We start from the raw sequence: 26,224 nt of genomic DNA on the forward strand, positions 1-26,224 counted from the left end.
TCAGGGCCTGTTCGCGAAGGCGTCGGCCGCCGCCGCGCACAGCCGTACGGCGTCGGCGTCCAGCGAGCGCAGCGCCTGGTCGACGGCGGCGGTGCGCAGCAGCGCCCGCCCCGAGCCCGGCTCTGTGGCGTCCGCCTCCAGTTCGCTGAGGCGGCGCTCGGCCTGGGCGCCGACCCACACGGCGTCGTCCGCGAGCCCCCGGCTCACCTCCGCCGCCGGCTCGTACGGCTCCCGCGCCCGCACGGCCTGGCCGGCGGCCCTGAGGTGGTCGGCCACGGCGTCCAGGACGTCGGGGACCGGCCCGGCGCCGTTCGGCTCGTCGCGCAGCACCGAGATCAGCGTCAGCAGGTCGTCGCGGACCCGCTGGGCGGCCTCCAGGGCCTCGTCGACGGCGTCGGGGGCCGTGCCGCCGGGTTCCTTGGCGATGTAGCCGAGCGCCCCCGCGACCATCTCGGCGTCCACCGCGGCCTTCCTGATCCGCTCCTCGACCTGCTCGGCGCCCGCCTTCCCCCTGGCCAGCTGCGCCAGCGTCCGGGCGACCGCCGCGTGCGAGTCGAGCATCCGGCCGACCCGCTCGGCCAGCCGTTCCGTCTCCCCCCGCGGCCACAGCAGCCGCGCGCACGCGATGGCGATGACGCCGCCGACGACGGTCAGCACGACCCGCGACTCGGCGATCCGCGCGGTCTGCGGCACCTGGAAGTCGAGCAGCAGCAGCACGCACATCGTCATGAACGTCGCCCAGTAGGCCTGATGCGTCGGGGCCAGGCCGAACGCCAGCGCGGCCGACACCCCGATCAGCGCGACGAGCGTCCAGTGACCCGGCGCGAAGTGCAGGATCGCGGCCGAGACCAGACCGCCGGCCGTGCTGCCGCCCACCCGCGCCCACACCTTGGCCCGCGTCTCCCCGTACGTCGGCTGGATGGTGACCAGCACCGCGATCACCAGCCAGTGCGGGAACGCGGGCTTGAACAGCACGATGACGATCGAGGCGAAGGCGGTGCCGAGCACGACCCGCAGGGCGTGCCGCACGCGCGGGTCGTCGAAGGCGAGCGACGGGGGAACCGCCAGCGTGGCCAGATCGAGGCCGGGCGCGCACAGGCGGCGCGCCGCCTCGGTGGAGCCGTCGAGCGCCTCCTGGATCCGCCTGGCGCTGTGCGCGATCTGCCGGAGGAGGACGAGCACGACCATCTCGCGCTCGCCGCCCGCGGCCCGGTCGTGCAGCCGGTCGACCCGATCGCCGAAGTCCACAACGGGCACGTGCTCGGGCGGGCACTCGGCCAGGTAGGCCCGCAGCGCTGCGGACAGCGAGCCCACGAGGTCGCAGAGCCCCGCCTGGTCCGCCGCGCCGGGCGCACGCCGGGCCAGCGTGTCGCACAGCCCGCGCAACGCGATGATCTCGTGGAACACCCGGCCCAACGCGAGCGCGACCTCCTCGGCCGCCCGTGACCGCTCCCACCGGACGCGGCGGGCCCGGGCCATGCGGACCTCGGCGATCGCGTCGGCGGCCTTCCTGCGGCGCTCGTCCCACTCGTCCTGGCCCACCGCGGGGTCGGCCACGGCCTCGACCAGCCCGGCCAGGGTGTCGGCCGTCTCGCCCAGCATCGTGACGACCGGGCGGGTGCGCCGCCACGGCCAGGGCAGGGTGAGCAGGACGGCCGCCAGCAGACCGCCGAGCAGTTGCAGGCCCGTGTGCGGCACGGGATCGAGCGGCAGCGGGTTGGCGGCGGTCAGGAGCAGCGTGAGCGCCGGGGTGACGCCGATCGGGCGCACCAGGCCGCCCAGCCCGGCAAGGGCCGAGGCGACCAGGACCATGAGCCAGCTGCTGCCCGACAGCAGGATCCCCAGCGACGTCCCCACGCCGACCGACAGCACGACGCCGAGCAGGTAGGGCGTGCGCATGCCCGCGGGGTTCGCGATGGCCCGCGCCGCGACCAGCCACGCGCCGAGGCCGACCGTCGCGCCGCCCGCTGGGTGCCCCGTGAGCAGGCCCGTGAGCAGCGGGATCACCAGGCAGGCGGCCCCGGTCAGGCCGAAACCGAGCGCGAGGCGTGGATCCTCCAGCCTCGGCGCCCTGGCGAGTACGACGTTCCTGAGCGGCAGGCGTTTCTTACTACCCGCCGTGCCAGGCCGCAATCAGGTGCGGCTCACATGGACCAGCCGTCCGGTGCCGGGGGCGACGTCCTCCCACGGCACGTCCAGCTCGATCACCGCGTACGCGCCGGGCGGGAAGCCGTCGAGCCTGGCGTCGGTCAGGGCGGCGACGAGCTCGTGCACGCCCGGGTTGTGGCCGACGAGCACCACCGACGCGATCTCGCCGTCCGTACGGCGCAGCACGCCGAGCAGGTCGTCGGGGTACGCCTCGTAGATGTCGCGTTCGATCTCGACGGGGGCGTCGAGGCCGAGCAGCTCGGCGGTCCTGCGGGTGCGGACCGACGGCGAGCACAGGACGAGCCCCGGGGTGAGCCCTGAGGTGAGCCCTGGGGCGAATCGCCGGATCTCCTCCCCGGCCGCCCGGGCGTCCCGTTCACCGCCGGGAGTGAGCGGACGTTCGCTGTCCGGGAGACCGGGCGGGTGGCCGGCCTTGGCGTGCCTGACCACGACGAGCGTCCGGGCGCTCATGGCATGGCCCAGATGGCGAGGCCCACGATCACCGCGATCATCACCGCCATGGTCAGCAGGATCAGCGCCAGCGTCCTGCCCCCGTTCGGCTTGTCCATAAGTGCTCAGTGTATGGAGAAGGTCCCCCGCTCCATGAGCGAGGGACCTTCGGGCCGTGCCGGGGGCCGCGTCAGTGGGCGACGGGCTCCGTGGCACGGGAGGCCTCGTCGGCCTCGCCGGACGGGGCGATGCCCGTAGCGCGGCGCTTGGAGACGACCACGGCGCCGACCACGATCGCCACAGCGACGACCGTCGCGGTGGCGCGGACCGCGACGTTGTCGGCGTACGCGACGACGGCCGGGGCGATCAGCAGCGCGACCAGGTTCATCACCTTGATCAGCGGGTTGATGGCCGGGCCCGCGGTGTCCTTGAACGGGTCGCCGACGGTGTCGCCGATCACGGTGGCGGCGTGCGCCTCCGAGCCCTTGCCGCCGTGGTGGCCGTCCTCGACCAGCTTCTTGGCGTTGTCCCAGGCGCCGCCGGAGTTGGCGAGGAACACCGCCATCAGCGTTCCGGCCGCGATGGCGCCGGCCAGGTAGGCACCGAGCGGCGCGTACCCGAGCGCGAAACCGACCGCGATCGGGGTCAGCACGGCGAGCAGGCCGGGGGTAGCGAGCTCGCGCAGCGAGTCGCGGGTGCAGATGTCCACCACGCGGCCGTAGTCCGGCAGCTCGCTGCCGTCCATGATCCCCGGCTTGGTGCGGAACTGCTCGCGCACCTCGTACACGACCCGGCCGGCGGCGCGGCCGACGGCGCTGATCGCGAGGCCGGAGAACAGGAACACCACGGCCGCGCCGACGATGAGGCCGACCAGGGCGTTCGGGGCGTCCACCGACAGGCTGAAGTTGGCGAACGAACCCAGGGCGTCCTTCACGCCCTGCGTCGCCTTGGCGAGCTCGCCCTCGACCGCGGTGCGGAACGAGCCGAACAGTGCGGTCGCCGCGAGCACGGCGGTCGCGATCGCGATGCCCTTGGTGATGGCCTTTGTGGTGTTGCCGACCGCGTCCAGGGAGGTGAGCACGCGGGCGCCCTCGCCCTCGACGTCGCCCGACATCTCGGCGATGCCCTGGGCGTTGTCGGAGACCGGGCCGAAGGTGTCCATCGACACGATCACGCCGACCGTGGTCAGCAGGCCGGTGCCCGCGAGGGCCACGGCGAACAGCGCCACGGTCACGTTGCCGAAGCCGAGCAGGAAGGCGCCGTAGACCGCGCCGCCGATCAGCAGCGCGGAGTAGACCGCGGACTCCAGGCCGACCGAGATGCCGGACAGGATGACGGTGGCGGGACCGGTGAGCGAGCTCTCGCCGATCTCCCGCACCGGGCGCCGGTTGGTCTCGGTGAAGTAGCCGGTGAGGATCTGGATGGCGCTGGCCAGGACAAGGCCCACGAGCACCGCGCCGATGGCGATCAGGCGCGGGTCGGCGGTGAGCGCGGCGACGTCCGCGGAGGCGCCGGACAGTTCGGCGAAGCTCGACGGGAGGTACGCGAACGCCGCGACGGCCACCAGCACGGCCGAGATGGCGGCGGAGATGAAGAAGCCGCGGTTGATGGCGGCCATGCCGGAACGGTCGTTGGAGCGGGGAGCCGTGGTGAAGATGCCGATGACCGCCGTGATCACGCCGATCATCGGGACGATCAGCGGGAAGACCAGTCCCTCGGTGCCGAACGCGGCCTTGCCCAGGATCAGGCTCGCGACCAGGGTGACGGCGTACGACTCGAACAGGTCGGCGGCCATGCCGGCGCAGTCGCCGACGTTGTCGCCCACGTTGTCGGCGATGGTGGCGGCGTTGCGCGGGTCGTCCTCAGGGATGCCCTGCTCGACCTTGCCGACCAGGTCGGCGCCGACGTCGGCGGCCTTGGTGAAGATGCCGCCGCCGACACGCATGAACATAGCGAGCAGCGCGGCGCCGAAGCCGAACCCCTCGAGGACATTCGGCGCGTCGCCCTTGTAGACCAGCACGACGATCGCGGCGCCCAGCAGGCCCAGGCCGACCGTGAACATGCCGGCGACGCCGCCCGTGCGGAACGCGATGCGCATCGCGGTCTTCTCACCCGACTCGCGGGCGGCGGACGCGACGCGGACGTTTCCGCGTACGGCGAGCCACATGCCGATGAAACCGGTCAGCGCGGAGAACACCGCGCCGACGACGAAGAAGACGGACCGCCCGATTCGCTCGCCGGTCGAGCCCGCCGGGAGCAGCAGAAGCAGGAACGGAATGATGACGACGAATATCGCAAGCGTCCGGAACTGCCGCGTGAGATAGGCGGCGGCGCCCTGCTGCACGGCACGCGCGATGTTCTGCATTCGCTCGGTGCCCTGCCCTGCGGCGAGCACCTCGCGCACCAGGCCGCCCGCGACGGCCAGAGCGAGCAGAGCCACGACGGCGACGACTATGACAAGGGTGAGATGGGAACCGTTCAACGCTACCGCTGCGCTCTCGCCAGCGGCGTGATAGGCAGACATCCGTCCTCCTCGGCCAGACGGGGTTTCGGTCCTGCCCGGACGGCGCCGACGATCCGACTGGCCGTGCGGCGCACTTCCGGGCGGTTGGCAAGTGCCGCTTCCGGTTGCATCCGCAATACCTTGGCCGGTGCCGGGAGTCTACGCAGCGACGCCACGGATATGAAGGCCCTTGTGCCCCGTAATCGAGGCGGCGTCCAGTAATGGACCAACATTTGCACCGCTATGAAGGTGCTTTGACCAGCGGAGTCAGAGGCGTCGCGGCGATGGTCGCCCGGGTTACGGTACTCCCTTGTCCCTAGTTTCAGGCCATCCGAAATTAGGCCGGGCATAGCAAAAGATCGAGTGTCACGCCGGGGGCGACACTCGATCTGCTCGAAGGTTCCGCCTCGAGGGCCTCGCCTCGAAGGGGCGCCGAAGGTCTTCGAGGATGCTTGAAGACCCTCCTCGGATCTTTTCGGAGGCTCTGGGCTCTCTTCGGAGGTCCTCGGAGGCTTTCGGAGGCTCTCGGGGTCAGAGGGCGGCGATGCCGTTGGGCGACGCGGGCCAGCTCATGCGGATGCGCATGCCCTTCGGCCCGGGGAGCACCTCGACGTCGTCGGCCAGTCCCGCGATGACCGCGATGCCCAGATTGTCGATCTCGGGCATGAGGTTGCCGTTCGCCTCCAGCACCTGAGGCGTCACGTCCTCGCTCGGGGCGGCGTCGGTGACCGTCACCTCGAAACGCCCCGCGTCATCGCGTAACTCGATGCGTACCGGCTCCCCCGGGCAGTGGAGGCGGTGCGCCTCCACAGCCCGCGAGCACGCCTCTCCGACGGCGAGCCGCACCTCGTCCAGGATCGCCTCCGCCACTCCCGTGCGCCGGGCGATGGCCGTGGCGACCAGCCGGGCCGTACGCACGTGGGCGGGCAGAGCGCTGAACGTCAGCTCGACGGTGGCCATGTTGCTGAGTCCTCGGCCGTCACTTGTCCCGGCCGTGGGCTTCCTTGGCCTCCTCGACCGAGGCATAGATCCCGAAGACCTTCGTCAAGCCGGTGATGCGGAAGATCTTCAGGATGCGCTCCTGCGTGCAGACGAGCTCCAGGGAACCGTCATGCGCCCGCACCCGCTTGAGGCCGCCGACCAGCACGCCAAGGCCCGTCGAGTCGAGGAAGTCCACCTTCTCCATGTTCACGAGCAGGTGGAAGTTGCCCTTGTTGACCAGGTCGATCAGCAGCTCACGCAGTCTGGGCGCGGTGTAGACGTCGATCTCACCCTCGACATCGACGATGGTGAGATTGTCCTCGGAATGGTGGTCCAACTTCAGATCCACAGATCCTCCAGCGCCTTACTTGCGTAGGTCTCGATACAGGTCATGCATCCTGGTAGTCCAGAGGCACGACCCGATGCGCGGCATTCAACCACGCTACGACTCCGTGTCTATACGAAATCACGACTCCGGGCGACTCTCCCCGCAGATGCCAAACTGGAAACCAGTGACTCCGACTTCTTCGTCCTCTGCCCGAACAGGCGACCTTCTCACCCGTCTGCTCGCGGTTCCCGCACGCCGGGGGCGCGTGACTCATGTGGAGCATGTTCCAGCACGTCAGGCAGGTGAGGCAAGGTGGCCGGAATGGGCTCCCGATCTGCTGGTCTCGCGCCTGGGCCTGCAGGGGGTCTCCGGCCTCTGGGAACACCAGCTTATAGCCGCCGAGCTGGTTAAACGTGGCCAAAACGTGATCATTGCCACAGGGACCGCGTCCGGAAAGTCCCTGGCCTACCTGGTGCCGGCCGTCACGGAGATCTTCTCCGGCGGCACCGTGCTGTATCTCACCCCGACCAAGGCACTCGCCGCCGACCAGCTCAGGGCCCTGCGCAAGCTGCGGCTGACGCAGGTGCGCGCCGCGACGTACGACGGCGACACGCCGCCCGAGGAACGCCGATGGGTCCGCCAGAACGCCAACTACGTGCTGACCAACCCGGACATGCTGCACAGGTCGATTCTGCCCCGGCACTCGTCCTGGTCGTCGTTCTGGCGGCGGCTGCGGCTGGTGGTCGTGGACGAGTGCCACGGCTACCGCGGCGTCTTCGGCTCCCACGTCGCCCAGATCCTGCGCCGGCTGCGCCGGGTGGCCGCCAGGTACGGCTCCTCCCCGGTGTTCCTGCTCGCGTCGGCCACCGCGAGCGACCCCGCCGCCGCGGGAGTGCGTCTGACCGGCCTTGAAATGGCCGAGGTGACCACGGACGCCTCCCCCAGGGGTTCGACCACCTTCGCCCTGTGGGAGCCGCCTCTGACCGATTTACGCGGGGAGAGCGGGGCCCCGGTCCGCCGTACGGCCACGGCCGAGGCGGCCGACCTCCTGGCGGATCTCGTGATCGAGGACGTGCGCACCCTCGCGTTCGTCCGCTCCCGCCGGGCCGCGGAAACCGTGGCCCTCACCGCCCGCCGCACGCTGGAGGAGGTCGAGGCCCTCCTCGACGCCGGGCCCGCGCCGTACGGGGAGTACGCCGAGGGCGTAGCGGGAGAGGTCAGCGACTGGGCTTCTGGCGACGCCTCCGCCGGCGTTCCGGGCGAGGCCTTCGACGAGATCGGCGGGCCGGGACGGTCCTCCGCGGAGGCCGCCGAGACCGGAGAGGCGGCTGAGATCGACGCGGGACGCCGGACAGATCGTGGAGCGCGGCTGGCCGACCGGGTGGCGGCCTACCGGGCGGGCTACCTGGCCGACGACCGGCGGGTGCTCGAAAAGGCCCTGCGCTCGGGCGAACTGACCGGCCTGGCCACCACCAACGCGCTCGAACTCGGCGTCGACGTCTCAGGGCTCGACGCGGTCCTCATCGCCGGGTGGCCCGGCACCCGCGCCTCGTTGTGGCAGCAGGCGGGCCGGGCCGGCCGCGCGGGCCAGGACGCGCTGGCCGTGCTGATCGCGCGTGACGACCCGCTGGACACCTACATCGTCCATCATCCGGAGGCGGTGTTCGGACGGCCGGTGGAGGCCATCGTCCTCGATCCCGACAACCCGTACGTGCTGGCGCCCCACCTGTGCGCGGCCGCCGCGGAGATCCCGCTGAGCGAGGACGACCTGGAGATCTTCGGCCCGGCGGCGCGGGGCGTGCTCGACGACCTCGTGAGCCGGGGACTGCTGCGCAGGCGCCCCACGGGGTGGTTCTGGACGAGCCGGGACCACGCGGCGGATCTGGCGGACATCCGCGGCTCGGGCGGCGCTCCGGTGCAGGTCGTGGAGGCGTCCACCGGTCGCCTGCTGGGCACGGTCGACGAGCCGTCGGCGCACACCATGGTCCATCCCGGAGCCGTCTACCTGCACCAGAGCGAGACGTTCGTGGTCGACGTGCTCGATCTGGACGCGGGGGTCGCCCTGGTCACCGCCGCCGAACCGGACTACGCGACCTTCGCGCGGGACGTCACCGACATCCGGGTGATGGAGTCGCTGCGTTCGCGGCCCTTCGGGCCCGGCACTCTGCACTTCGGCTCGGTGGAGGTCACCCGCCAGGTCGTCTCGTACCTCAAACGGCGCACCCAGACCGGGGAGGTCCTCGGCGAGGAGCCGCTCGACCTGCCGCCGCGCACGCTCTGCACACGCGCGGTCTGGTGGACCCTGCCCACGCCCGCACTCGCCGACCTCGTCGAGCCCGGACGCGCCGCGGATCTCGGCGGGGCGGCGCACGCGGCCGAGCACGCCTCGATCGGCCTGCTGCCCCTGTTCGCGACCTGCGACCGCTGGGACATCGGCGGCGTGTCCACCGAACTCCACCCCGACACGGGCCTGCTCACGGTCTTCGTCTACGACGGCCACGACGGAGGCGCGGGCTTCGCCGAGCGCGGGTACGCCCGGGCGTCCGACTGGCTGACGGCGACGCGGGAGGCGATCGCCTCGTGCGAATGCGAACGCGGCTGCCCGTCCTGCATCCAGTCCCCCAAGTGCGGCAACGGCAACGAGCCGCTCGACAAGGCCGGGGCGATCCGCCTCCTCGACATCCTCCTGGGCACCTGACCCGGCGGAGGAACACGTACGAACTCTCTCAGCGGGCGGGCTCACCCCTGCCTCGCAGAGCGAACAGAGGCGGACGGAGCCGGCAGGCGCCGAAGGCACGTGTCCCGGTAGGCGCCCGGAACACGCGACCGTCAGAGGTCGCGGCGGTGGCCGGAGTAGCGGCTGTCGTCCTCCTCCGTCCAGACGTCCGGCTCGGGCTGGCGGAGAGGCCGTTCCGGCATCTGACCGTTGATCGCCGCACCCGCGGGCACCGCCGGCACGGGAACCACCGGCATCTGCCCGGGCAGCGCCGCCGGAGACAGTGATACGTGAGCGGGAGCCGTCCGGCCGCCGTCGTCCGGCCGTGCCGTCAACGGCGGAAGCGGCGCCGACCGGTCCAGCGCAGCCTGCGCAGGCGGCTCGCCTGCGGCGGGGGCGGCCGAGGGCGAAAGGTCACCGGACGATGATCCGGGGAAAGCCTCGACGGCAGAGTCCGCGGAGGCGCCGTCCTCGGCTGTGGGGGCAGCGGAGGTCGCCTCGGCCGCGGACGTCTCGCCAGGGCTGGTTTCAGCGGTAGGGCTGATCTCGTCGGTGGAACCGATTGCAGCGGTAGGGCCGATTTCAGCGGTAACCGGCAGCGGCTCCTGCTGGTCCGGCCAGTCGAGAGGGGCGACCGGCTCGTGATCGGACAACGTGGTCTCCGTGTCCGTGCCCGTGTCCGTGCCCGTGATCGTGCCGGCGCCTGGGATGGTGCCCGTGTCGTCGGTCGTCGAGGAGACCGCGGCCAAGCGGGTTTCGGTGTCGGCCTCCGTCTCCGGGAGATTCTCGCGGGCCTTCGGCCTGGCCAGGATTACGGAGGGACGTCGTACAGGCGCGTTGCCCCGGGCCTTCGCCGTGGCGGCGCCGCCGAACGCGGCCGCGCCACTCGCCACCGTGGCGGCCTCGGGCGAGGCGGCCGTCTTTCCTGTCACCGGCCGCGGCTCCGCGCCTGCGGATCGTCCCTCGCCCGCGCTGTCACTTGTCAGGCCCTTGCGCCGCAGCCAGGCGCCCAGGTTCGCGCCTGTGAGCAGCAGGACGACGGCGAGCGCGACGTACACGCCGAAGCTCAGCCCGCCGAGCGGCAGGAAAGACGACTGAGCCGTCATCTTCGGATCGTCGGTCTTCTCCGGGACGACCACCGGCTCGGTCTGGTCACTGCCGCCGCTCGCCTCCGGCAGCGTGAGCTCGGTGTCCTTCGGCAGCTCGGTGTTCTGCGGCAGTGCCGGTTCCGGATTCGGCACGGCGGTGGACTGATGCGTTTTCGGAGTCGTGGCGGCGGGCGACTTGACCTCCGACTGGGCCGGCTTCCTCGACGGCGACGGGGAGGGGCGCCGGGATGCCTTCGGGGCGGGAACGGTCACGTACGCGGCCGCGGACCGTTGAGATGCCACGGTGCCGCCCATGCCGTCCGATCGGAGCGCGCGGACGGAGACGTCCACCTTCTGGCCGCCCATGCCGGCCGGAAGCGTGAGGCTCGTCTGACAGCTGGAACCGGAGCAGGCGGAGTCGGCGGAGACGGAACCGGACTTGCCGGCCTTAAGCGAGGTGATTTCATACGACTGGAGATCGGGCTCCGCGCCCTTTGCCCAGCTGACCAGGACCGTCGAGGGGTTCTTGAGCCGTGCCTCGACCCCTGAGGGAGCCTCCGGCGGACGGCTGAGCACGAAGGTGGAGGTGGCGTAGGCCTTTTGTGTGACCTCACCGAACAAACTGACCGTGAACGTGCCGTTGGGGGCGTCGCCGGGGTCGAAGGATCCGCTGATCGTCTGGTTCGCGCCACCGGAAGCGACCTTCTGCCGGGATACGGAGGGGCCCTCGACGTACAGGGCCATGCTGACCTGGTACCAGTCCGTCTTCGCGGACACGGCCACCGCGCCGGATGACCTGACGACCTCCCCGTCCGCGGGGGACAGGATCTCGGCGTCGGCCGCGTTCGCGGGTGTGGCGCCGATCATCGGCGTGGCCGCCAGAGCCATCAAAACGATCATCGCCGTTGTGCCCAGCCTACGAACCCTGGTCACGACGCATCCCTTCATGGAGAACCGTCCGCCCCGGCTGCCTCGGCCGAATACGTACGGCGACTGAGAGTACGCGGCACTTTACGTCAGCCGTCCGCTCTTGGACCGAATGTCTAAGAAGTCGTGATTCTATTGCGACACAAGTAGTCTCACATTACGGAAGATCAGAAATGCGCCATATGCCCGGCCGCGCCCGCAGCGACTGGTGATGCCTGATCGAGGCTCGACGGGCGTTGCCACGGCTGTCAAACCTAAGACGGACCCCTAGAGAAGGGCAATCTTGTTCTTTTCACGCGGTGATCCGCCCACGGCGACCGCCCCCTATGCGGCGGCGCCGACCGGACCGGCCGATGCGGAGGCGGTGGCCGTCGCGGGGCCGAGAAGGGGGACCACGAACCGGACGGTTACCGCGACCTCGGCGACACCGTCCGAAAGCGAGCACGACCGCAGTGACGCACCGTTGGCGACCGTGATCGCCTGCGCACGGTCACACGCCTCATCCGGGACCGCCAGCGCCACGCGAGCGGCCCCGAGCGCGCCGAGGTCGGCGGCGCTCTGTGCGCGGTGCCGCGCGACGCGAGCGACACCCACGTGGACGACGACCATCGCCATCGCCCACACGGCGGTCATGAGGGCGATCGTCCAGATGGTCGCCGAGCCCCGCTCCCGCTTGGAGCGCGCCCCGCCCTCGCATGCCTGAAATCTCATTCGCCTGCCCTCATGTCCGCGACGATCAGTAATGACCGTCCTGGCTGTTCTGAGTGATCCCGGCGCTCCCTCGGCTCAGGGCCCGTCCGGCAGCCGCACTCACCCGACTCCCGTGGGATGTCCCGGGGCACCGCTCCCGCGCCTGCGGGTCCGAAGCCATCCGTCATTCGCGTGTCCCCGCTCCCGCGAGCCGCGCTCCCCCGGCTCCTCCGGCTCCTCCGAGTTCAGGGTGACTGCGTTCAGGGTGACTGCGTTCAGGGTGACTGCCGGCCGCGTTCATACGGCTTCGGAGTCGATCGTCATTCGCGTTCGCCTGATCTCGGAGCGACGAGGTCTTCCCGCGGCCCGCAGACCGGGTCGCCTCCGCAGCCGCCGACAGCGACGGAAGGACGCCGGGTTCGGTGGCGGAGACGGCGGCGGCCCGGAGGCGAGCCGGCGGGAGCGGCGACCTGAAGGGCGGCCGGACGGTCGCGATGACCTCGACCCGGGTGGTGTCCGCGCCCACGCGAATGGACACCGTGGCACCCTCGGGCGCCAGTCGCAGGACTGCCGCGCTCACCTCCTCCGCCGCCTCGCCCCGCGCAGCGGCGCGTGCGCCGGCCCGGGCCGCGTCGACGCATCGCAGTTGCGCGCCCACGACCGTCACCGCCCACAGTGAGGCGATCAGCACCACCACGAGGGCCGGAAGTGCGACAGCGGTCTCCGCGGTCACCGACCCTCGCTCCCGGCGAGGCGGCACGTCCACCACACGCCGTCGCGGCATCCAGGCACAGCGGCGCACCGCCGGGAGCCTCAGGCGGCCAGCTTCAGCGCCTTTTGGATGAGCGCGGCGAGCATCGACCTGACTTCGGCACTGGTGACCACCTTCCAGAGCAGTGCGGCGAACCCGCAGGCGGCTATCGTGCCGACGGCGTACTCCGCGGTGGACATGCCCGCGTCGGCCCTCGTTTCGGCCTGCACCACCCACTGGACGCTCAGCTCTCGAGCTCGGCACGAGGCCCGGGCGACCGATCGCCGCAGCGCGGCGGACGACCTCCGCAGGGCGTCGCCCATCGTCCGCGCGGCGGTCCAGAGCCGAGCACCCTGACTCCCGGCACCCTGACTCCCGGCACCCTGACTCCCGGCACCCTGACCCCCGACACCCTGACCCCCGGGAGCCTGACGCCCGGCACTCTGACGCCCTGCACCTTGGGCCCCCGGCCGTCCCACCCTCGGAAGGACGGCCAGAGCGCTGAGAGCGAGGACGCTTCCCACCGCGCCCACGCCAGATCGGCGGCGGCCACCTTCCGTCCACAGCCCGCCTCCCGCCCTCTGGCCGGCAATCGCCCACCGGCCGCCGACCGCCCGGTGTGCCAGGCGGCCGAAGCTCGGCCCCCGACCTGTCGACGACCCCGAGGCTTCGGAAGCGCCGGATCCTGCCCACCGGCCGAAGCGGGTGAACACTGACGCGCGCCCGGAGCGGCCGAGCAGCGCCCACCGTGCCGAGCGCACGAGCGCCGCCCATCGTGCCGGCCGCGCCCTGTGACGGCCCGCGACGTCACCGTCTCGCCGCCGGAGGATCGCGCCCGTCTGGTTCCTCCGGCCGGTCGCGGCGTGCTTGCTCATCGGTCCTCCTGACCCGCTCTGGGCGGCCCCTCCGCCCGTGCTGGGGCCAGACTGCGGGATCGCGGACGGAGGGATTCGGGCCGAGCACGGTTCTGTGGACAAGAGCCCTGCCGCCGCAGTTGTCCACAACCACAGCGCCCTCATCTGTGGATCGACGATCAGCGATTGGGCAGCTTCTGAACCCTTTACCCCACCCACTGTCCACAGCTGTGGATGAGGCTGTCCACAGGTTGTTCATGGCAGGAGGATCTGGCCCGCCAGGCCCGCGACCATGGGGATGATCCCCAGGAAGACGAAGGCCGGCAGGAAGCAGAGCCCGAGCGGTGCGACGGCGTGGACACCCACCCTTCGTGCCGCGGCCGAGGCCGTCGCCTGAGCCGTACGCCGGGCGTCGTCGGCGAGCCGGGTGAGGACGTCGGCGACCGGCGCACCGCTCTGGGCGGCCCGGATCATCGTTCTCGCCAGGGCGGCGAGCGCCGGTTCATCGGACAGAGCGGCCCACGCCTCCTCAGGAGGTGCGCCCAGGCGCATCTGAGCACCGGCCCACGAGAGCCGCTCGCCCACCGGGCCCGCGATCGCGACGGCGGTCGTCTCGACGGCCCCGCTCATCGGTTGTCCTGCCCGGAGACAGGCGACGATCAGGTCGACCGCGAACGGAAGGTCTGCTCCCACACGCTCCCGGCGGCGCCTGACCTCGGCCGGTTCCCGCCTGCTAACGGCGACGAACACACCGACGGCCGCCACCGTCCCTGTGCACGCGCCCACCAGACCACCGAGAAGCAGGAACAGCGCGAATCCCACGGGTGCCGCGACGGCCACCCCCCGGCGTGACGCGCTCGCGCCCATCCCTGGTGATCCCCGGGCCGGCGCCTGCGCCGCCGCCGACGACGCGATGGCGTTCAGCCGCACGGCCGGCGTCCGGGCAACCGGCCACGTCAGCACCGCCAGCGTGGTCAGGAGCCCGGCCAGTACGGCGATCATGTCTCGCCTCCTTTCCAGCAGGACAACCGTCTCCGGCAGGACAATCGGCGTCGCCTCCCACGACGACGGCTGTCCTCTTCACCACGACACCCGCCGCGACCACCACTCGCGACGCGCGCACCACCGGCGACGCCTCCGTCACTTCCGGCAGCCGCCGGCACCACTCGCGGCTTCCGTCCGCGACGTCTCGCGGCGCGCGTGCGATCGGGACCGCCCGGCCCCGGCGCGCGTGCGATCGGGACCGCCCGGGCCCGGCGGGCGTCCGATAGGGACCGTCCGACCACCGCACCGTTCCCGCACGTCGATGACGGCGCCGTCCGATCACGGCACCGTCAGATCCTCCGCCCGGGCGACGAGCCTGCTGGTCCACCAGACGCCGGCGGCGTCGAGGGCGAGCCCGACGACCAGGCAGACGAACCCCGCCGGGCTGCCGAACAGGAACGCCAGCGGATCCATGCCGAGTCCTGCGGCCATCAGCAGGCCGAGCACGGGCAGGCCCGCCAGCATCCGGGCGGTCGCCCGAGGTCCGGAAAGCTGGGCGGCCACCTCCTCCCGATGGGCCTGCGCCTCCCGCAGGGACGCGGACACCCGTTCCACCAGTGCGGTCAGGCCGCCACCCACGGCCACGCTCACCCGCCAGCACGCGGCCAGCCGGACCAGTCCCTCGCCGCCGCGCGCGGGCGCGGCGTTCAGCAGGGCCGCGGCCACGTCGCCGCCATCCCGGGCGGCGGCGACCACAGGGGCGAGCACGGCCGGATCGGGTGGGCCGACCGAGGAGACCGCCCGAGCGAGGGCGTCGCCCGGGGTCCTGCCCGCCGACAGTTCGGCCGCCAGGCTCTGGCACAGCTCGATGCACGCCGCACGCCAGGCCGCCGCCGTCGTCCCTGGCCGTGGACGGCGGGTGAGTACAACCCAGAACCTGCGCAGGTCCTTTGACCGCCGGTTCCGCGTGAGCGACGCCAGCCGTGTCGTCCCGGCGTCGGGCCCGGCCCACACCCAGGCGGCGAGGGCGGCGGCGAGCATCGCGACCAGCCCCGTGACCAGCCCGCCCGGCGACGTCATGACGGCCACGAGGCCGGACAGCGTGCGCGCAGCGCCTCGAAGGACGGGCCCCGCCGCGCCCGGCCGTCCGCATCGAAGGTCAGGGCCGGAGCCGCCGTCACCAGGCCGGACGTGCCGCGATCGAGCACGCAGATCTCCGAAACGCGGCGGCGACCGCCGCCGGCCTCCCGCACAAGGTGGATGACGAGATCGAGCGCGGCGGCGATCTGGCTGTGCACCGCCTCCCGCGACAGCCCCGCCGCACAGGCCAGAGCCTCCAGCCGCGCGGGCACGTCGGCGGCGTTGTTGGCGTGCAGCGTGCCGCAGCCGCCCTCGTGGCCGGTGTTGAGCGCCGCCAGCAGGTCGACCACCTCCGCTCCGCGCACCTCGCCCACCACGAGGCGGTCGGGCCGCATCCGGAGGGCCTGCCGTACGAGATCGCGCAGCCCGACCCCGCCCGCGCCCTCCAGGTTCGGCGGCCGGGCCTCCAGCCGTACGACGTGAGGGTGCAGAGGCTGCAACTCGGCGGAGTCCTCGACCAGCAGCAGGCGCTCCGCGGGACCCGCGAGGGAGAGCATGGCGCTCAGCATGGTCGTCTTTCCGGTGCCGGTTCCTCCGGTGACCAGGAACGCCAGCCGGGCCGCCATGATCGCGCGGAGCACGGCGGCTCCGCCCTCCGCGGCGAGCTCCTCCACTGTGAACGCCCGTCGTGACGGCAGCCGCAGGGACAGGCAGGTCCCCTCCGCCGCGATCGGCGGGAGGACCGCGTGCAGGCGCACGCCGCCGGCGAGCCGGGCGTCCACGTAGGGGCAGGCGTCGTCGAGACGACGCCCGGCCGCCGCGGCCAGGCGCTGGGCAAGCCTGCGGACCTCGTCGTCTCCCGGAAACGTCACGCCCGTCCTGCGCAGACCGTCCCCGTCGTCCACCCACACCTCGCGCGGCCCGTTGACCAGGACGTCCGTGACGCCCGGCTCGGCCAGCAGGGCTTCGAGCGGGCCCGCGCCGATGAGATGGGCCCGCAGCGTTCGAGCGACGGCCAGGACCTCGGCGTCGCCGAGCACGGCCCGCTCCGCGCGCAGGGCCGCCGCCACCTGGGCCTCGCTGGGGGCGGCACCGGTCTGCGACAGCCGTACGCGCACCGCCTCGACCAGGTCCGCACCCACCCCGGGAACGGTCACCGGTCCTTGGCGCGTCACGGGCCACCTGCCCCGGCGGCCGGCCGGCCGGTCCTGCCGCTCTGGGAGAGCCCGCCCAGGAGGGACTCGAGCAGCTCACCGCAGAAGCGGCCCAGCGGGGAGCGGCGCAGCGGCGGCGGGTCTCCCCGATCCAGCGTCTCCACGAGCCCGCGCGCCTCGGGGAGCACACCCGCGCACGGGACCGACAGAGAGGCCGCGACGACCTCCGGATCGAGCGTCCCGGCGCGCATCACCAGGCGCAGGTCACCGGTCCCCGGCCGGAGCAGCGTCACCGTCTGGGCCGCCGCGAGCGCTCCTCGAAGGTCCGCGGGAACGACGACGATCGTCGCGGCGGCCCTGGAGAGCGCCTCGGCCTCGCCCTCGCCGACGTACCGGGGCAGGTCGACCACGACCAGGTCGCAGCCGCGCTGCGCGGCGTCGAGCACGACACGCATCGCCTCCCGGGGGATGCGCACCGGCTCGCCGCGATGCGCCGACAACACCGTGAGCTCCCCGAAGGTGGGCAGCGCCTCCTGGAGGGCGGCGAAGCTCACCCTGCCCTCCCTCCCGACGACGTCGGGCCAGCGGGCGCCCAGGGCCTCCTCCTGACCGAGCAGCACGTCGATGCCGCCGCCGAGCGGGTCGGCGTCGACGAGGAGCGTGCGCAGCCCGCCGCGGGACGCCGTCAGCGCCAGGGACGCCGCGAGGACGGTGGCGCCGGCGCCGCCCTTCCCTCCCGCGACGCACAGGACCGTGCCGGCCCTGGTCACGGGTTCGGTGGCGTCGCCGAACTCCTCCACGAGGAGCCGCTCGGCCTCGGGCAGCTCCAGCACGGTGTGCGCCCCGACCGCGACGCACCTGCGCCACATGTCGGGGTCGTCGGCCGTCCGCGTCACGACGACCACGTTCTGCCGGGGCGGCGGACCCGTGGCGGCCAGATCGTCGGCCAGGTCACTGCCGACCACGACCAGCGGAGCCCGAATCCAGTAGGGCCGGGCGTGGGCCGCCGCGTGGGCGACGTCGAGTTCGACGCCCGCGGCGGCGGCGATGCGGAGCAGATCGTCGAGGAGTTCGTGATCGTCGGTTATGGCCAGTGGGCGCGGCATCGGTGTCTCCCTGTCGTCCGGGACGCCTCGGCGTTTGGGAGGACCACGATGCGAGAGGCCGCGACCGGCGCGGGCGACCGAGCCGCGTTCTGTGGACGAAGCCCGGTCTGTGGACAGGACCGGGCAGTTCGGGTCGTCCATATTGGCCGCAGCCAGGTTGATCAACAAAAAGGGCGACCCCCGCCGGGGGGGAGAGCGGGGGTCGCCTAGCGGTCCGGCTCTGGGGGGGTAGAGCCGGTCCCGTATTACAAGAAAGCTTTAAACAACGGACCAGGACATGGCAAGGGTTCCAACGCCATCAAGCCGCGCACGCCGTTCCGTATGGAGAGACACATCGTATGCTGCCTGATCAAGAGAGGCACGTCGAGAACCCTCTCCAATCTGAGTAAAACTTTTTCCCAGAGTCAGTGTGGCATGTCGACAGTCGCGGTCGCAACGGGTACGGGCACCGGCCACGAGGAGTCACCGCCCCTACCCCTTCATGCCGACAAACGGCATCAATGGGGACAGAGGTACATGAATGACGCAAGTGACGGGGTAAAGCTCTTGGCCGTAGGGGTTTCCATCTCGGGGAAACGGACGTAAAAAGGGATTACGGACCTGCGGGTCCGTGTACGGCATCGGGTACCCACGCGCGACCAGCCGCGGGAGGCGTGTCGAGACGGGCTTGACCCGCTCCGACAGATTCAGGTGCACGCTTGGTAACCCGGTGACACGTACCGGCGACGGCGTTCCACACCAGGGACGCCGTCTGCTTTGTCCACACCGGCGCCGCGCATGGCGGCCCGGACACGGCCCCAGCCAGTCCCAGCGGGCCGGCTCGCCCGCACAGGCGCCGCGTACGGCGGCACGCGAGGCGGATCAGCGGGACATGGCCTCGCAGATCGCCGTCGTCTCGCGGACGCCGTGGACGACCGCCGAGGCGCAGTGCCTCACCCAGGTGCCGACGCCCTCACTCGTGCCCTTGAGATACGCCCTGAGGCCCTCGGCGTACGCGTCGCCGAGGTCGGCGTGGCCCACCTCCACGACGGCGAGCGACTTCGGATCGAGGCCGAGGTCGACCAGCGTGAGCCGCTCGGCGGCGCGGGCGACCAGGCCGTCGGCCACGCCGAACGGACGCAGCACCGCCAGCTCCGCGTGCACGATCGCGGCGAGCACGAGGGCGGGCGCCGCGGTGGAATCCGTGACCAGCCCGGCGAGGGCCGACATGCGGGCCGCGGTCTCCTCCGGCCCGGGCGCGGGGCCGAGCCCAAGCGGATCGGCGGTCGTGGGCGCGGTCCGGGGCCTGCCGGGGTCGGCGGTCATCCCGGCCGCCGCCAGCGCGTGCAGCCGGGCGAGGACCTGCCGCGGCGCCGAGCGCCACGTCGGGGCCAGCCGTCCGAGCTCGGCCGAGGCGCGCAGCGCGCCCTGCACGACGGGATCGGTCACCTCGCCCATGCGCAGCGGCTCGAGCGGCACGTCGACGCCCTCGATCGCGGCGGAGGCGCGCGCGCCGCGCAGGGCCGACTCGGCCGACACCTCGGGACTGCGCCGGCGCAGCACCCGGTGCCGATAGAGCCGGTCGACGGCCTCTCGGGCCTCCTGTACGGCCTCGGGCACGCCGGGCAGCCCGGCGATCACGGCCAGGGGATCGCTCACAGCCCCCGACCATACCCGCCGGTAGAAGGTCGTTCGCCGAGGAGGTACGGCCGTTCAGCGCACCAAGGCGACGCCGGTCTCGGTCAGTTCCTCACCTATCGCTAAGTTGGCAGGTTATAGGCGGTAACCGGACAAAACGCCCCCACCCCGATTACTTGTACTTGACACCGCTCGCCTGGTGAAGTGGGACACGACATACCCCAGCTTGGCCGAGGCGGCCGAACGAGAGACAACCTTTTAGACGCTGTGAAGGAGTACGGAGTGGCCACCGAGACCCCCGGTCAGGAAACCCAGGAGACGCTGTCGAACCTGCTGAGCGAGACGCGCCGGTTCGAGCCCCCCGCGGACCTGGCCTCGGCCGCGAACGTCACGGCGGACGCCTACGAGGAGGCCGCACAGGACCGGCTCGCCTTCTGGGAGCGCGCCGCGGAGCGGCTGACGTGGGCGGAGCGCTGGGACACCACACTTGAGTGGGAGCCGCCCTTCGCCAAGTGGTTCATCGGCGGCAAGCTGAACGTCGCCTACAACTGTGTCGACCGCCACGTGGAGGCCGGCCGGGGTGACAAGGTCGCCTACTACTGGGAGGGCGAGCCGGACGGCGACAGCCGCACGATCACCTATGCCGACCTGCAGAAGGAGGTCGCGAAGGCGGCCAACGCGCTGCAGGAGCTGGGGGTGCGCAAGGGCGACCGGGTCGCGGTCTACATGCCGATGATCCCCGAGCTGCCGATCACCCTGCTGGCCTGCGCCCGGATCGGGGCGATCCACTCGGTGGTCTTCGGCGGCTTCTCCGCCTCCGCCCTGAAGAGCCGCATCCACGACGCGGACGCGAAGGTCGTCGTCACCGCCGACGGCGGCTTCCGCCGCGGCGCGCCCAGCGCGCTGAAGCCGACGGTCGACGAGGCGGTCGCCGAGTGCCCCGGCGTCGAGCACGTCCTCGTGGTGCGCAGGACCAGCCAGGACGTCGCCGTCACCGAGCGGGACGTGTGGTGGCACGACCTCGTGGACCGCCAGCCCACCGAGCACGAGCCGGTGCCGCACGGCGCCGAGGACCCGCTGTACATCCTCTACACCAGCGGCACGACCGGGAAGCCGAAGGGCATCCTGCACACCACCGGCGGCTACCTCACCCAGGTCGCCTGGACCCACCACGCGGTCTTCGACCTCAAGCCCGACAGCGACATCTACTGGTGCACGGCCGACATCGGCTGGGTCACCGGGCACTCCTACATCGTGTACGGCCCGCTCGCCAACGGCGCGACCAGCGTGATCTACGAGGGCACCCCGGACACCCCGCACCGCGGCCGTTTCTGGGAGATCGTGCAGAAGTACAAGGTCACGATCCTCTACACCGCCCCCACCGCGATCCGTACGTTCATGAAGTGGGGCGACGACATCCCCGCGAAGTACGACATGTCGTCCCTGCGGGTGCTCGGGTCGGTCGGGGAGCCCATCAACCCCGAGGCGTACGTCTGGTACCGCGAGCACATCGGCGCCAACCGCTGCCCGGTGGTGGACACGTGGTGGCAGACGGAGACCGGCGGCATCATGATCAGCCCGCTTCCCGGCGTCACGGCCGCCAAGCCCGGCGCCGCCATGCAGCCGCTGCCGGGAATCTCCGCCGACGTGGTCGACGACCAGGGCAACTCGGTGCCGAACGGCGGCGGCGGCTTCCTCGTGGTCCGCGAGCCGTGGCCGTCCATGCTCCGGACGATCTGGGGCGACGACAAGCGCTACGTCGACACCTACTGGTCGCGGTTCGAGGGGATGTACTTCCCCGGCGACGGCGCCAAGCGCGACGAGGACGGCGACCTGTGGCTGCTCGGCCGGGTCGACGACGTCATGCTCGTCTCGGGGCACAACATCTCCACGACCGAGGTCGAAAGCGCGCTGGTCAGCCACCCGAAGGTGGCCGAGGCGGCCGTCGTGGGCGCCACCGACCCGCTGACCGGCCAGGCCATCGTGGCCTTCGTGATCCTGCGCGGCAGCGCGGAGGAGAGCGACGACATCGCCGCCGAGCTGCGCGCCCACGTGGCCAAGACGCTCGGCCCGATCGCCAAGCCGCGGCAGATCCTGGTCGTGCCCGAGCTGCCGAAGACCCGGTCCGGCAAGATCATGCGCCGGCTGCTGCGCGACGTGGCGGAGAACCGGTCGCTCGGCGACGTCACCACGCTGACCGACGGCTCCGTCATGAACCTGATCGCGGAGAAGCTGCCCAGCGCCAAGAGCGACGACTGATCACGAGCCGCCTGATCTCGTGAGGAAGGCGTGGACGAACGGCGTCCACGCCTTCCGCGTCTCCGCACCGGCCACGGCCCGGCGCGACGAGGAGCGTACGGATCGCCTGAGCCGTCATATTCCGACCGCCTGCGGGCAGGTCTTCGCGTGTCGCGTCCTTCGAACCGGGTTATCCACAGGCAAGGGGCTTCAGTGCGCGTGCGCGGACGGGCACGAGATGATGTTTGATAGTCGCAGATAGGAGATCGCTCATGCCCGAGGACGAATCGCTCGGTGCGCTGGTCGCCCAGGCGAGCCATCACATCTCGACCCTCGTACGGTCGGAGATCGAGCTGGCGAAGGCCGAGCTCAAGTTCGACGCGAAGCGGGTCGGCATGGCCGCCGGGCTGTTCGGCGCCGCGGCCTTCATGGGGCACCTGTGCCTGATCCTGGCCTCGTTCGCGATCGCGTACGCCCTCGTGGCCGTGGGGCTGGCCACCTGGCTCGCGTTCACGATCGTCACGGTGTTCTACCTCCTGATGGCCGGGTTGCTGGTCCTCGTCGGCTACCGCCGGCTCAAGGGGCTGACCGGCATGAAGCGCACCAGGCGGAGCCTGCGCGGCCTGGCGGGCCCGGAGGAGGCGGAGGAGGAGCTGCCGGAGAGGATCCCGGCCCCCACCACGGCCCCGGCGCCGCCGCCGTACACGGGCCCGACCGCCGGGCAGGTGGGCGCCCACCGGGAGTCCGTGAGCGATGCCGGTTGACGAGACGCTGATCGAGGTCGACGGCCCCTGGACACACCGGGTGGTGCACGCGGGCGGTGTGCGGTTCCACGTGGCCGAGGCCGGGGAAGGACCGCTGGTCCTGCTGCTGCACGGGTTCCCCCAGTTCTGGTGGACCTGGCGGCACCAGCTTCCGGCGCTGGCGGAGGCCGGTTACCGGGCCGTCGCCGTCGACCTGCGCGGTTACGGCACCAGCGACAAGCCGCCACGCGGCTACGACCTGCCCACGCTGGCCGTCGACGCGGCGGGCCTGGTGCGCGCGCTCGGCGAGACGAGCGCGATCGTGGTGGGCCATGACTGGGGCGGCCTGCTGGGCTGGACGATGGGCGCCCTCGACCCGAAGGTGGTGCGGCGGCTGGTGCCGGTGTCGGCGCCGCATCCGCTGCGCATGCGCTCCGCGCTGTTCACCGACCCCCTCGGGCAGCTCAAGGCCAGCCGCTACGCCCTGGGATACCAGCTCCCCTTCCTGCCGGAGCGGAAGCTGACCCGCAAGGGCGGCGCCGCGGTCGGCAGGCTGGTCGAGAGGTGGGCCGGGCCGCAGTGGCCCGGCGACGGCGTGACGCGGGTGTACCGGGAGGCGATGCGGCTCCCGACCGTGGCGCACTGCGCGCTGGAGTACTACCGCTGGTTCGCCCGGTCTCAGCTCCGCCCTGACGGCTTCCGCTACGCCCGTCAGATGCGTGCGGAGATCGAGGCGCCGACGCTGCAACTGCACGGCGCGCTCGACCCGTGCATCCTCCCGCGGACCGCCCAGGGCTCCAGCAGGTTCGTGGCCGCGCCGTACCGGTGGCGGCTGATCGAGGGCGCCGGGCATTTCCCGCACGAGGAGCGACCCGAGCAGTTCAACGCCGAGCTCATCTCCTGGCTCTCCGACCCGGAGCCCGACCGCTGAACCCGGCCGTCCGGATCGGCACCCGTGATCTAGTAATAGATAGTAGAAATGTGCCCTGAAGTGGCCCAACTTCCTGGTTGATCTCCGGGTGATCCGGGAGATCGCCGACGTTCCGGCCGCTCAGAACCGCCCACGCGCCCTGCGGAGAGACCATGCGTGACCGTGACGAAGCGGGTCGCCCCCGCAATGCACGCCCTCGCGACGAGTACGGCAGGCCGCTCCCCAGAGGCACAGAGGGAGTGCCCCGGGTGCCGGACGACTACGCCCCCGCCGCCGAGGAGGCGCTGGAGGAGGCCAGGAAGCTGCTCGCGGCGGGCCGGCCGTTCCACGCCCACGAGGTGCTGGAGGCCCGCTGGAAGACCGGCCCGGCCGAGGAACGCGAGTTGTGGCAGGGGCTCGCCCAAATGTGCGTCGGTCTGACGCACATCCAGCGCGGCAACCTCTCCGGCGCCGCCGCCCTGCTGACCCGTGGGTCCGCCCGGCTCGGCGCGTACGGCTCCACCCGGCCCTACAGGCTGGACCTGCGGGCCCTGGCCATCGAGGCCGACGCGGTCACGACCGCCATCGACGAGGGGAACGCCGACGCCGGCTCCGCCATCGCCGCCATCCTGGCCCGCCTGACCCCCGAGGAGTAGCGAGGCCGCCCGTCAGCGGTAGCGGTGACGCCGGGGGTGCGGCGGGCAGGGCTGCTCACCGGCACGGCTGCTGCGGGTTCCGGGCCGGAACCGGCCGCGTGATGCCCGGGAGACGCACCTAGAGCAGCTTGTCGCGCGCGTAAGCGGCGGCCTCCGTACGGTTGCGGACGCCGATCTTGGCGAAGGCGTTGTTGATGTGCGTCTTGACGGTCGTCTCCGCGATGAAGAGGGCCGAGCCGATCTCCGCGTTGCTCAGGCCCCCGGCGACGAGCCGCAGCACCTCGGCCTCCCGCACGGTCAGCCCGTCGGGACAGGCCGTGACCGGCGGCGGCGCGGCGCGGGACAGCGCGTCGACCAGCCGCCGGGACACCGCGGCCGAGAACGTCGACTGCCCGGCGGCGGCGGAGCGGAGAGCGGCGGCGATCTCGGCACGTCCGGCGTCCTTGGTGAGGTAGCCGCAGGCACCGGCCAGCAGGGCGGAGTCCACAGACCGGTCGTCGTCGTAGGTCGTCAGCACCACGACGGCCACCTCCGGGTACTCACGACTGATCCGCCGCGTGGCCTCCACGCCGTCCATCACCGGCATGCGCAGGTCCATGAGCACGACGTCGGGACGCAGCTCGGCCACCAGGCTCAGGGCCTCTTCCCCGTTCCCGGCGTCGCCCACCACCTCCACGTGGTCGACCAGGTCCAGCAGCGCCACCAGGCCCTCACGCATGAGCTGCTGGTCGTCCACGACCAGGACCCTCATTCCGGCACCTCCGCCCGCACCTCCCACAGGCCGCCCGCCGGTCCGGCGCTCAACGTCCCGCCCGCGAGCGCCAGCCGCTCACGCATGCCCTGCAGGCCGTGCCCGGATGACACCGCGCGTCCGGCCTCGCACGGGTTGCGTACCACCAGCCGGACGGCGCCCTCACCGTAGCCGAGCTCAACCGTGACCGGCCGGCCCGGGGCATGCCTGGCGGCGTTGGTCAGCGCCTCGCGCGCCGTACGCAGCAGGCATACCTCCGCCGCCGGAGTGATCGGCCGCCGTGTGCCCGCCGTACACAGTTCGGCGGGCGCGTCGTGGTCCCTGCGGTGCTCGGCGACCAGCAGGCTCAGCGCGTCGGGCAGCGGCGGCACGTCCTCACGCAGGGCCGCCACCGCCGAGCGCGCCTCGGTCAGCCCCTCCCTGGCCAGAGCCCGCGACCTGCGGATGCGCGCCACCGCTCCCTCCACATCGCCTCGCTCGGTGAGCAAGGCCTCGGCGACCTCCAGCTGCACCCCCAGGGCGCCGAGGGAGTGCGCGAGCACGTCGTGGAGCTCCCTGGCGATGCGGGCCCGCTCGTCGAGCGCCATGGCCCTGGCCCGGTCCTGCTGGGCCCGGCGGTACTGGCGCCGGTGCAGCGCGAAGAGCACGGTGCAGAGCACGACGGCGGCGCGGACCACGATCGCCGATCGCGGCTGTTCCCACCACAGCATGCTGCCGGCCATGAGCGCCAGGTCGGTCGCGGTGACCGCGACGATCGCTCCCATGCTCGGCGTCACGTGCGCCGCGAACAGCAGCAGCATCGCGAACACGAACACCGTGGGCGCCGCCTCGGCCGATCCCGACACCGCCGCGGCGATCGCCGAACCGGCCGCGAGGAGGGCCACGGCGACTCGCGAGAAGTATCGGTCGAGCAGGACGAAGGCCAGCCAGCATGCCATCGACGCGCAGAGCGCGGACCAGAACAGCGCGGGGGCGCGATCGGGCGACGCGGTCGCCAGCGACCAGGCGAGGACCAGGCTGATCAGCAGCCTGACCATGTGGCCAGTCTCGGGGTCGTCGGCCGCCAGCAGCCGCACGACCCGCCCCCACACCTCCCGCATCGCCTAGCGCGAGTCCGTCAAGGTCAGGATCATGTTCACCACGATAAGCCGGAAGGCCACGAAGCCGGCGATCACCAGCAGGGCCACGATCACGATCGCGAGCAGGAACTTGCCGTTCATCTTCCCCCCGTTGGCGTCCAGGAGCCGGTGCAGCAGGTCGAGCCAGACGCGGCCCGACCCTCCAGTGCGTTTGTCCATGCCGAGGACGGTAGGGACGGGGTGGGGTGGAGCGGCACCTCCGAAAGATGGAGACCGGGGTGGAGCGTCAGGAAGCGGGCACCCCTAGGTCCTGTTTCTTGGATCACGTGCGGAGCCAGATCACCAGGGCTGCCACGGTCACGGTGCCGAGATAGATGTAAGCGCGCTTGTCGTAGCGGGTGGCCACAGCCCGGAAGTTCTTCAGCCGGTTGATCGCCCGCTCGACAACGTTGCGCTTCTTGTAGCGCTCT

General features: G+C 72.0%; 22 protein-coding genes and 1 pseudogene. 5 read left to right on the plus strand and 18 right to left on the minus strand.

Annotated features, from left to right (window positions below; genetic code table 11):
• The 5 genes from FLW16_RS29460 to FLW16_RS29480 all read right to left on the minus strand — a co-directional run bounded on the left by FLW16_RS29460 (position 1) and on the right by FLW16_RS29480 (position 6,431).
• On the minus strand, positions 1-2,133 hold the full coding sequence (locus tag FLW16_RS29460; RefSeq protein ID WP_142563388.1) for an FUSC family protein: 2,133 nt from the start codon (positions 2,131-2,133) through the stop codon (positions 1-3).
• Positions 2,134-2,619, minus strand: a complete 486-nt coding sequence (locus FLW16_RS29465) for a histidine phosphatase family protein (protein WP_260615700.1) — start codon at positions 2,617-2,619, stop codon at positions 2,134-2,136.
• A 169-nt stretch (positions 2,620-2,788) separates the two neighbouring features.
• Positions 2,789-5,122, minus strand: coding sequence for a sodium-translocating pyrophosphatase (locus FLW16_RS29470; RefSeq protein WP_142563389.1), 2,334 nt, complete (start codon positions 5,120-5,122; stop codon positions 2,789-2,791).
• Between the two features lie 510 nt (positions 5,123-5,632).
• Positions 5,633-6,061 carry an ATP-binding protein gene (locus tag FLW16_RS29475; protein WP_142563390.1) on the minus strand — a complete coding sequence of 143 codons (429 nt, stop codon included), beginning with the start codon at positions 6,059-6,061 and terminating at the stop codon, positions 5,633-5,635.
• A gap of 19 nt (positions 6,062-6,080) precedes the next feature.
• Positions 6,081-6,431 carry an STAS domain-containing protein gene (locus FLW16_RS29480; RefSeq protein WP_030506779.1) on the minus strand — a complete coding sequence of 117 codons (351 nt, stop codon included), beginning with the start codon at positions 6,429-6,431 and terminating at the stop codon, positions 6,081-6,083.
• Between the two features lie 145 nt (positions 6,432-6,576).
• On the opposite strand from FLW16_RS29480, the gene FLW16_RS29485 reads away from it, so the two are divergent.
• A complete protein-coding gene (locus tag FLW16_RS29485) occupies positions 6,577-9,108 on the plus strand; it encodes a DEAD/DEAH box helicase (protein ID WP_142563391.1) in 2,532 nt (843 codons plus the stop codon).
• 131 nt (positions 9,109-9,239) lie between these two features.
• Here the strand turns inward: FLW16_RS29485 and FLW16_RS29490 are convergent, their stop codons facing one another.
• From FLW16_RS29490 to FLW16_RS29535, 9 genes are all read right to left on the minus strand, one after another.
• Positions 9,240-11,102, minus strand: a complete 1,863-nt coding sequence (locus FLW16_RS29490; protein ID WP_142563392.1) for a hypothetical protein — start codon at positions 11,100-11,102, stop codon at positions 9,240-9,242.
• A 363-nt stretch (positions 11,103-11,465) separates the two neighbouring features.
• The gene (locus tag FLW16_RS29495) at positions 11,466-11,852 is read right to left on the minus strand and encodes an Rv3654c family TadE-like protein (RefSeq protein WP_142563393.1); all 387 of its coding nucleotides are present in this window, start codon (positions 11,850-11,852) and stop codon (positions 11,466-11,468) included.
• Positions 11,853-12,015: 163 nt separating this feature from the next.
• Complete coding sequence (locus tag FLW16_RS46010; RefSeq protein WP_312847163.1) at positions 12,016-12,615, minus strand: TadE family type IV pilus minor pilin; 600 nt, start codon at positions 12,613-12,615, stop codon at positions 12,016-12,018.
• Between the two features lie 29 nt (positions 12,616-12,644).
• Positions 12,645-12,815 (minus strand): DUF4244 domain-containing protein, encoded by a 171-nt coding sequence (locus FLW16_RS29505; protein WP_260615701.1) that lies wholly within the window; start codon positions 12,813-12,815, stop codon positions 12,645-12,647.
• Positions 12,816-13,691: 876 nt separating this feature from the next.
• The gene (locus FLW16_RS29515; RefSeq protein ID WP_142563395.1) at positions 13,692-14,438 is read right to left on the minus strand and encodes a type II secretion system F family protein; all 747 of its coding nucleotides are present in this window, start codon (positions 14,436-14,438) and stop codon (positions 13,692-13,694) included.
• 321 nt (positions 14,439-14,759) lie between these two features.
• Positions 14,760-15,500: a type II secretion system F family protein gene (locus FLW16_RS29520; protein ID WP_142563420.1), complete on the minus strand. Its 741-nt coding sequence runs from the start codon at positions 15,498-15,500 to the stop codon at positions 14,760-14,762.
• Complete coding sequence (locus FLW16_RS29525; protein ID WP_260615702.1) at positions 15,497-16,657, minus strand: TadA family conjugal transfer-associated ATPase; 1,161 nt, start codon at positions 16,655-16,657, stop codon at positions 15,497-15,499. Before FLW16_RS29525 ends, FLW16_RS29520 begins: the two co-directional genes overlap by 4 nt.
• A 14-nt stretch (positions 16,658-16,671) precedes the next feature.
• Positions 16,672-17,760, minus strand: coding sequence for a septum site-determining protein Ssd (gene ssd, locus FLW16_RS29530; protein ID WP_142563397.1), 1,089 nt, complete (start codon positions 17,758-17,760; stop codon positions 16,672-16,674).
• A gap of 861 nt (positions 17,761-18,621) precedes the next feature.
• Positions 18,622-19,398, minus strand: a complete 777-nt coding sequence (locus FLW16_RS29535) for a Fic family protein (protein ID WP_142563398.1) — start codon at positions 19,396-19,398, stop codon at positions 18,622-18,624.
• A gap of 261 nt (positions 19,399-19,659) precedes the next feature.
• Between FLW16_RS29535 and acs the strand changes: the two genes are divergently transcribed.
• The 4 genes from acs to FLW16_RS29555 all read left to right on the plus strand — a co-directional run bounded on the left by acs (position 19,660) and on the right by FLW16_RS29555 (position 23,924).
• Complete coding sequence (gene acs / locus FLW16_RS29540; protein ID WP_142563399.1) at positions 19,660-21,636, plus strand: acetate--CoA ligase; 1,977 nt, start codon at positions 19,660-19,662, stop codon at positions 21,634-21,636.
• Positions 21,637-21,887: 251 nt separating this feature from the next.
• Positions 21,888-22,379, plus strand: coding sequence for a phage holin family protein (locus tag FLW16_RS29545; RefSeq protein WP_142563400.1), 492 nt, complete (start codon positions 21,888-21,890; stop codon positions 22,377-22,379).
• Positions 22,369-23,289: an alpha/beta fold hydrolase gene (locus FLW16_RS29550; protein ID WP_142563401.1), complete on the plus strand. Its 921-nt coding sequence runs from the start codon at positions 22,369-22,371 to the stop codon at positions 23,287-23,289. Before FLW16_RS29545 ends, FLW16_RS29550 begins: the two co-directional genes overlap by 11 nt.
• A 248-nt stretch (positions 23,290-23,537) precedes the next feature.
• The gene (locus tag FLW16_RS29555; RefSeq protein WP_260615703.1) at positions 23,538-23,924 is read left to right on the plus strand and encodes a DUF309 domain-containing protein; all 387 of its coding nucleotides are present in this window, start codon (positions 23,538-23,540) and stop codon (positions 23,922-23,924) included.
• 118 nt (positions 23,925-24,042) lie between these two features.
• Here FLW16_RS29555 and FLW16_RS29560 read toward each other — a convergent pair whose 3' ends face one another.
• From FLW16_RS29560 to FLW16_RS29575, 4 genes and pseudogenes are all read right to left on the minus strand, one after another.
• Positions 24,043-24,675 (minus strand): response regulator transcription factor, encoded by a 633-nt coding sequence (locus FLW16_RS29560; protein WP_142563403.1) that lies wholly within the window; start codon positions 24,673-24,675, stop codon positions 24,043-24,045.
• On the minus strand, positions 24,672-25,775 hold the full coding sequence (locus FLW16_RS29565; protein ID WP_142563404.1) for a sensor histidine kinase: 1,104 nt from the start codon (positions 25,773-25,775) through the stop codon (positions 24,672-24,674). Before FLW16_RS29565 ends, FLW16_RS29560 begins: the two co-directional genes overlap by 4 nt.
• Positions 25,776-25,778: 3 nt before the next feature.
• Positions 25,779-25,973 carry a hypothetical protein gene (locus FLW16_RS29570; RefSeq protein ID WP_142563405.1) on the minus strand — a complete coding sequence of 65 codons (195 nt, stop codon included), beginning with the start codon at positions 25,971-25,973 and terminating at the stop codon, positions 25,779-25,781.
• 103 nt (positions 25,974-26,076) lie between these two features.
• Positions 26,077-26,224 (minus strand): annotated as a pseudogene (locus FLW16_RS29575) (IS5/IS1182 family transposase); the annotation flags it as partial.

This window comes from Microbispora sp. KK1-11 (assembly GCF_006874435.1).
Taxonomy (GTDB): domain Bacteria; phylum Actinomycetota; class Actinomycetes; order Streptosporangiales; family Streptosporangiaceae; genus Microbispora; species Microbispora catharanthi.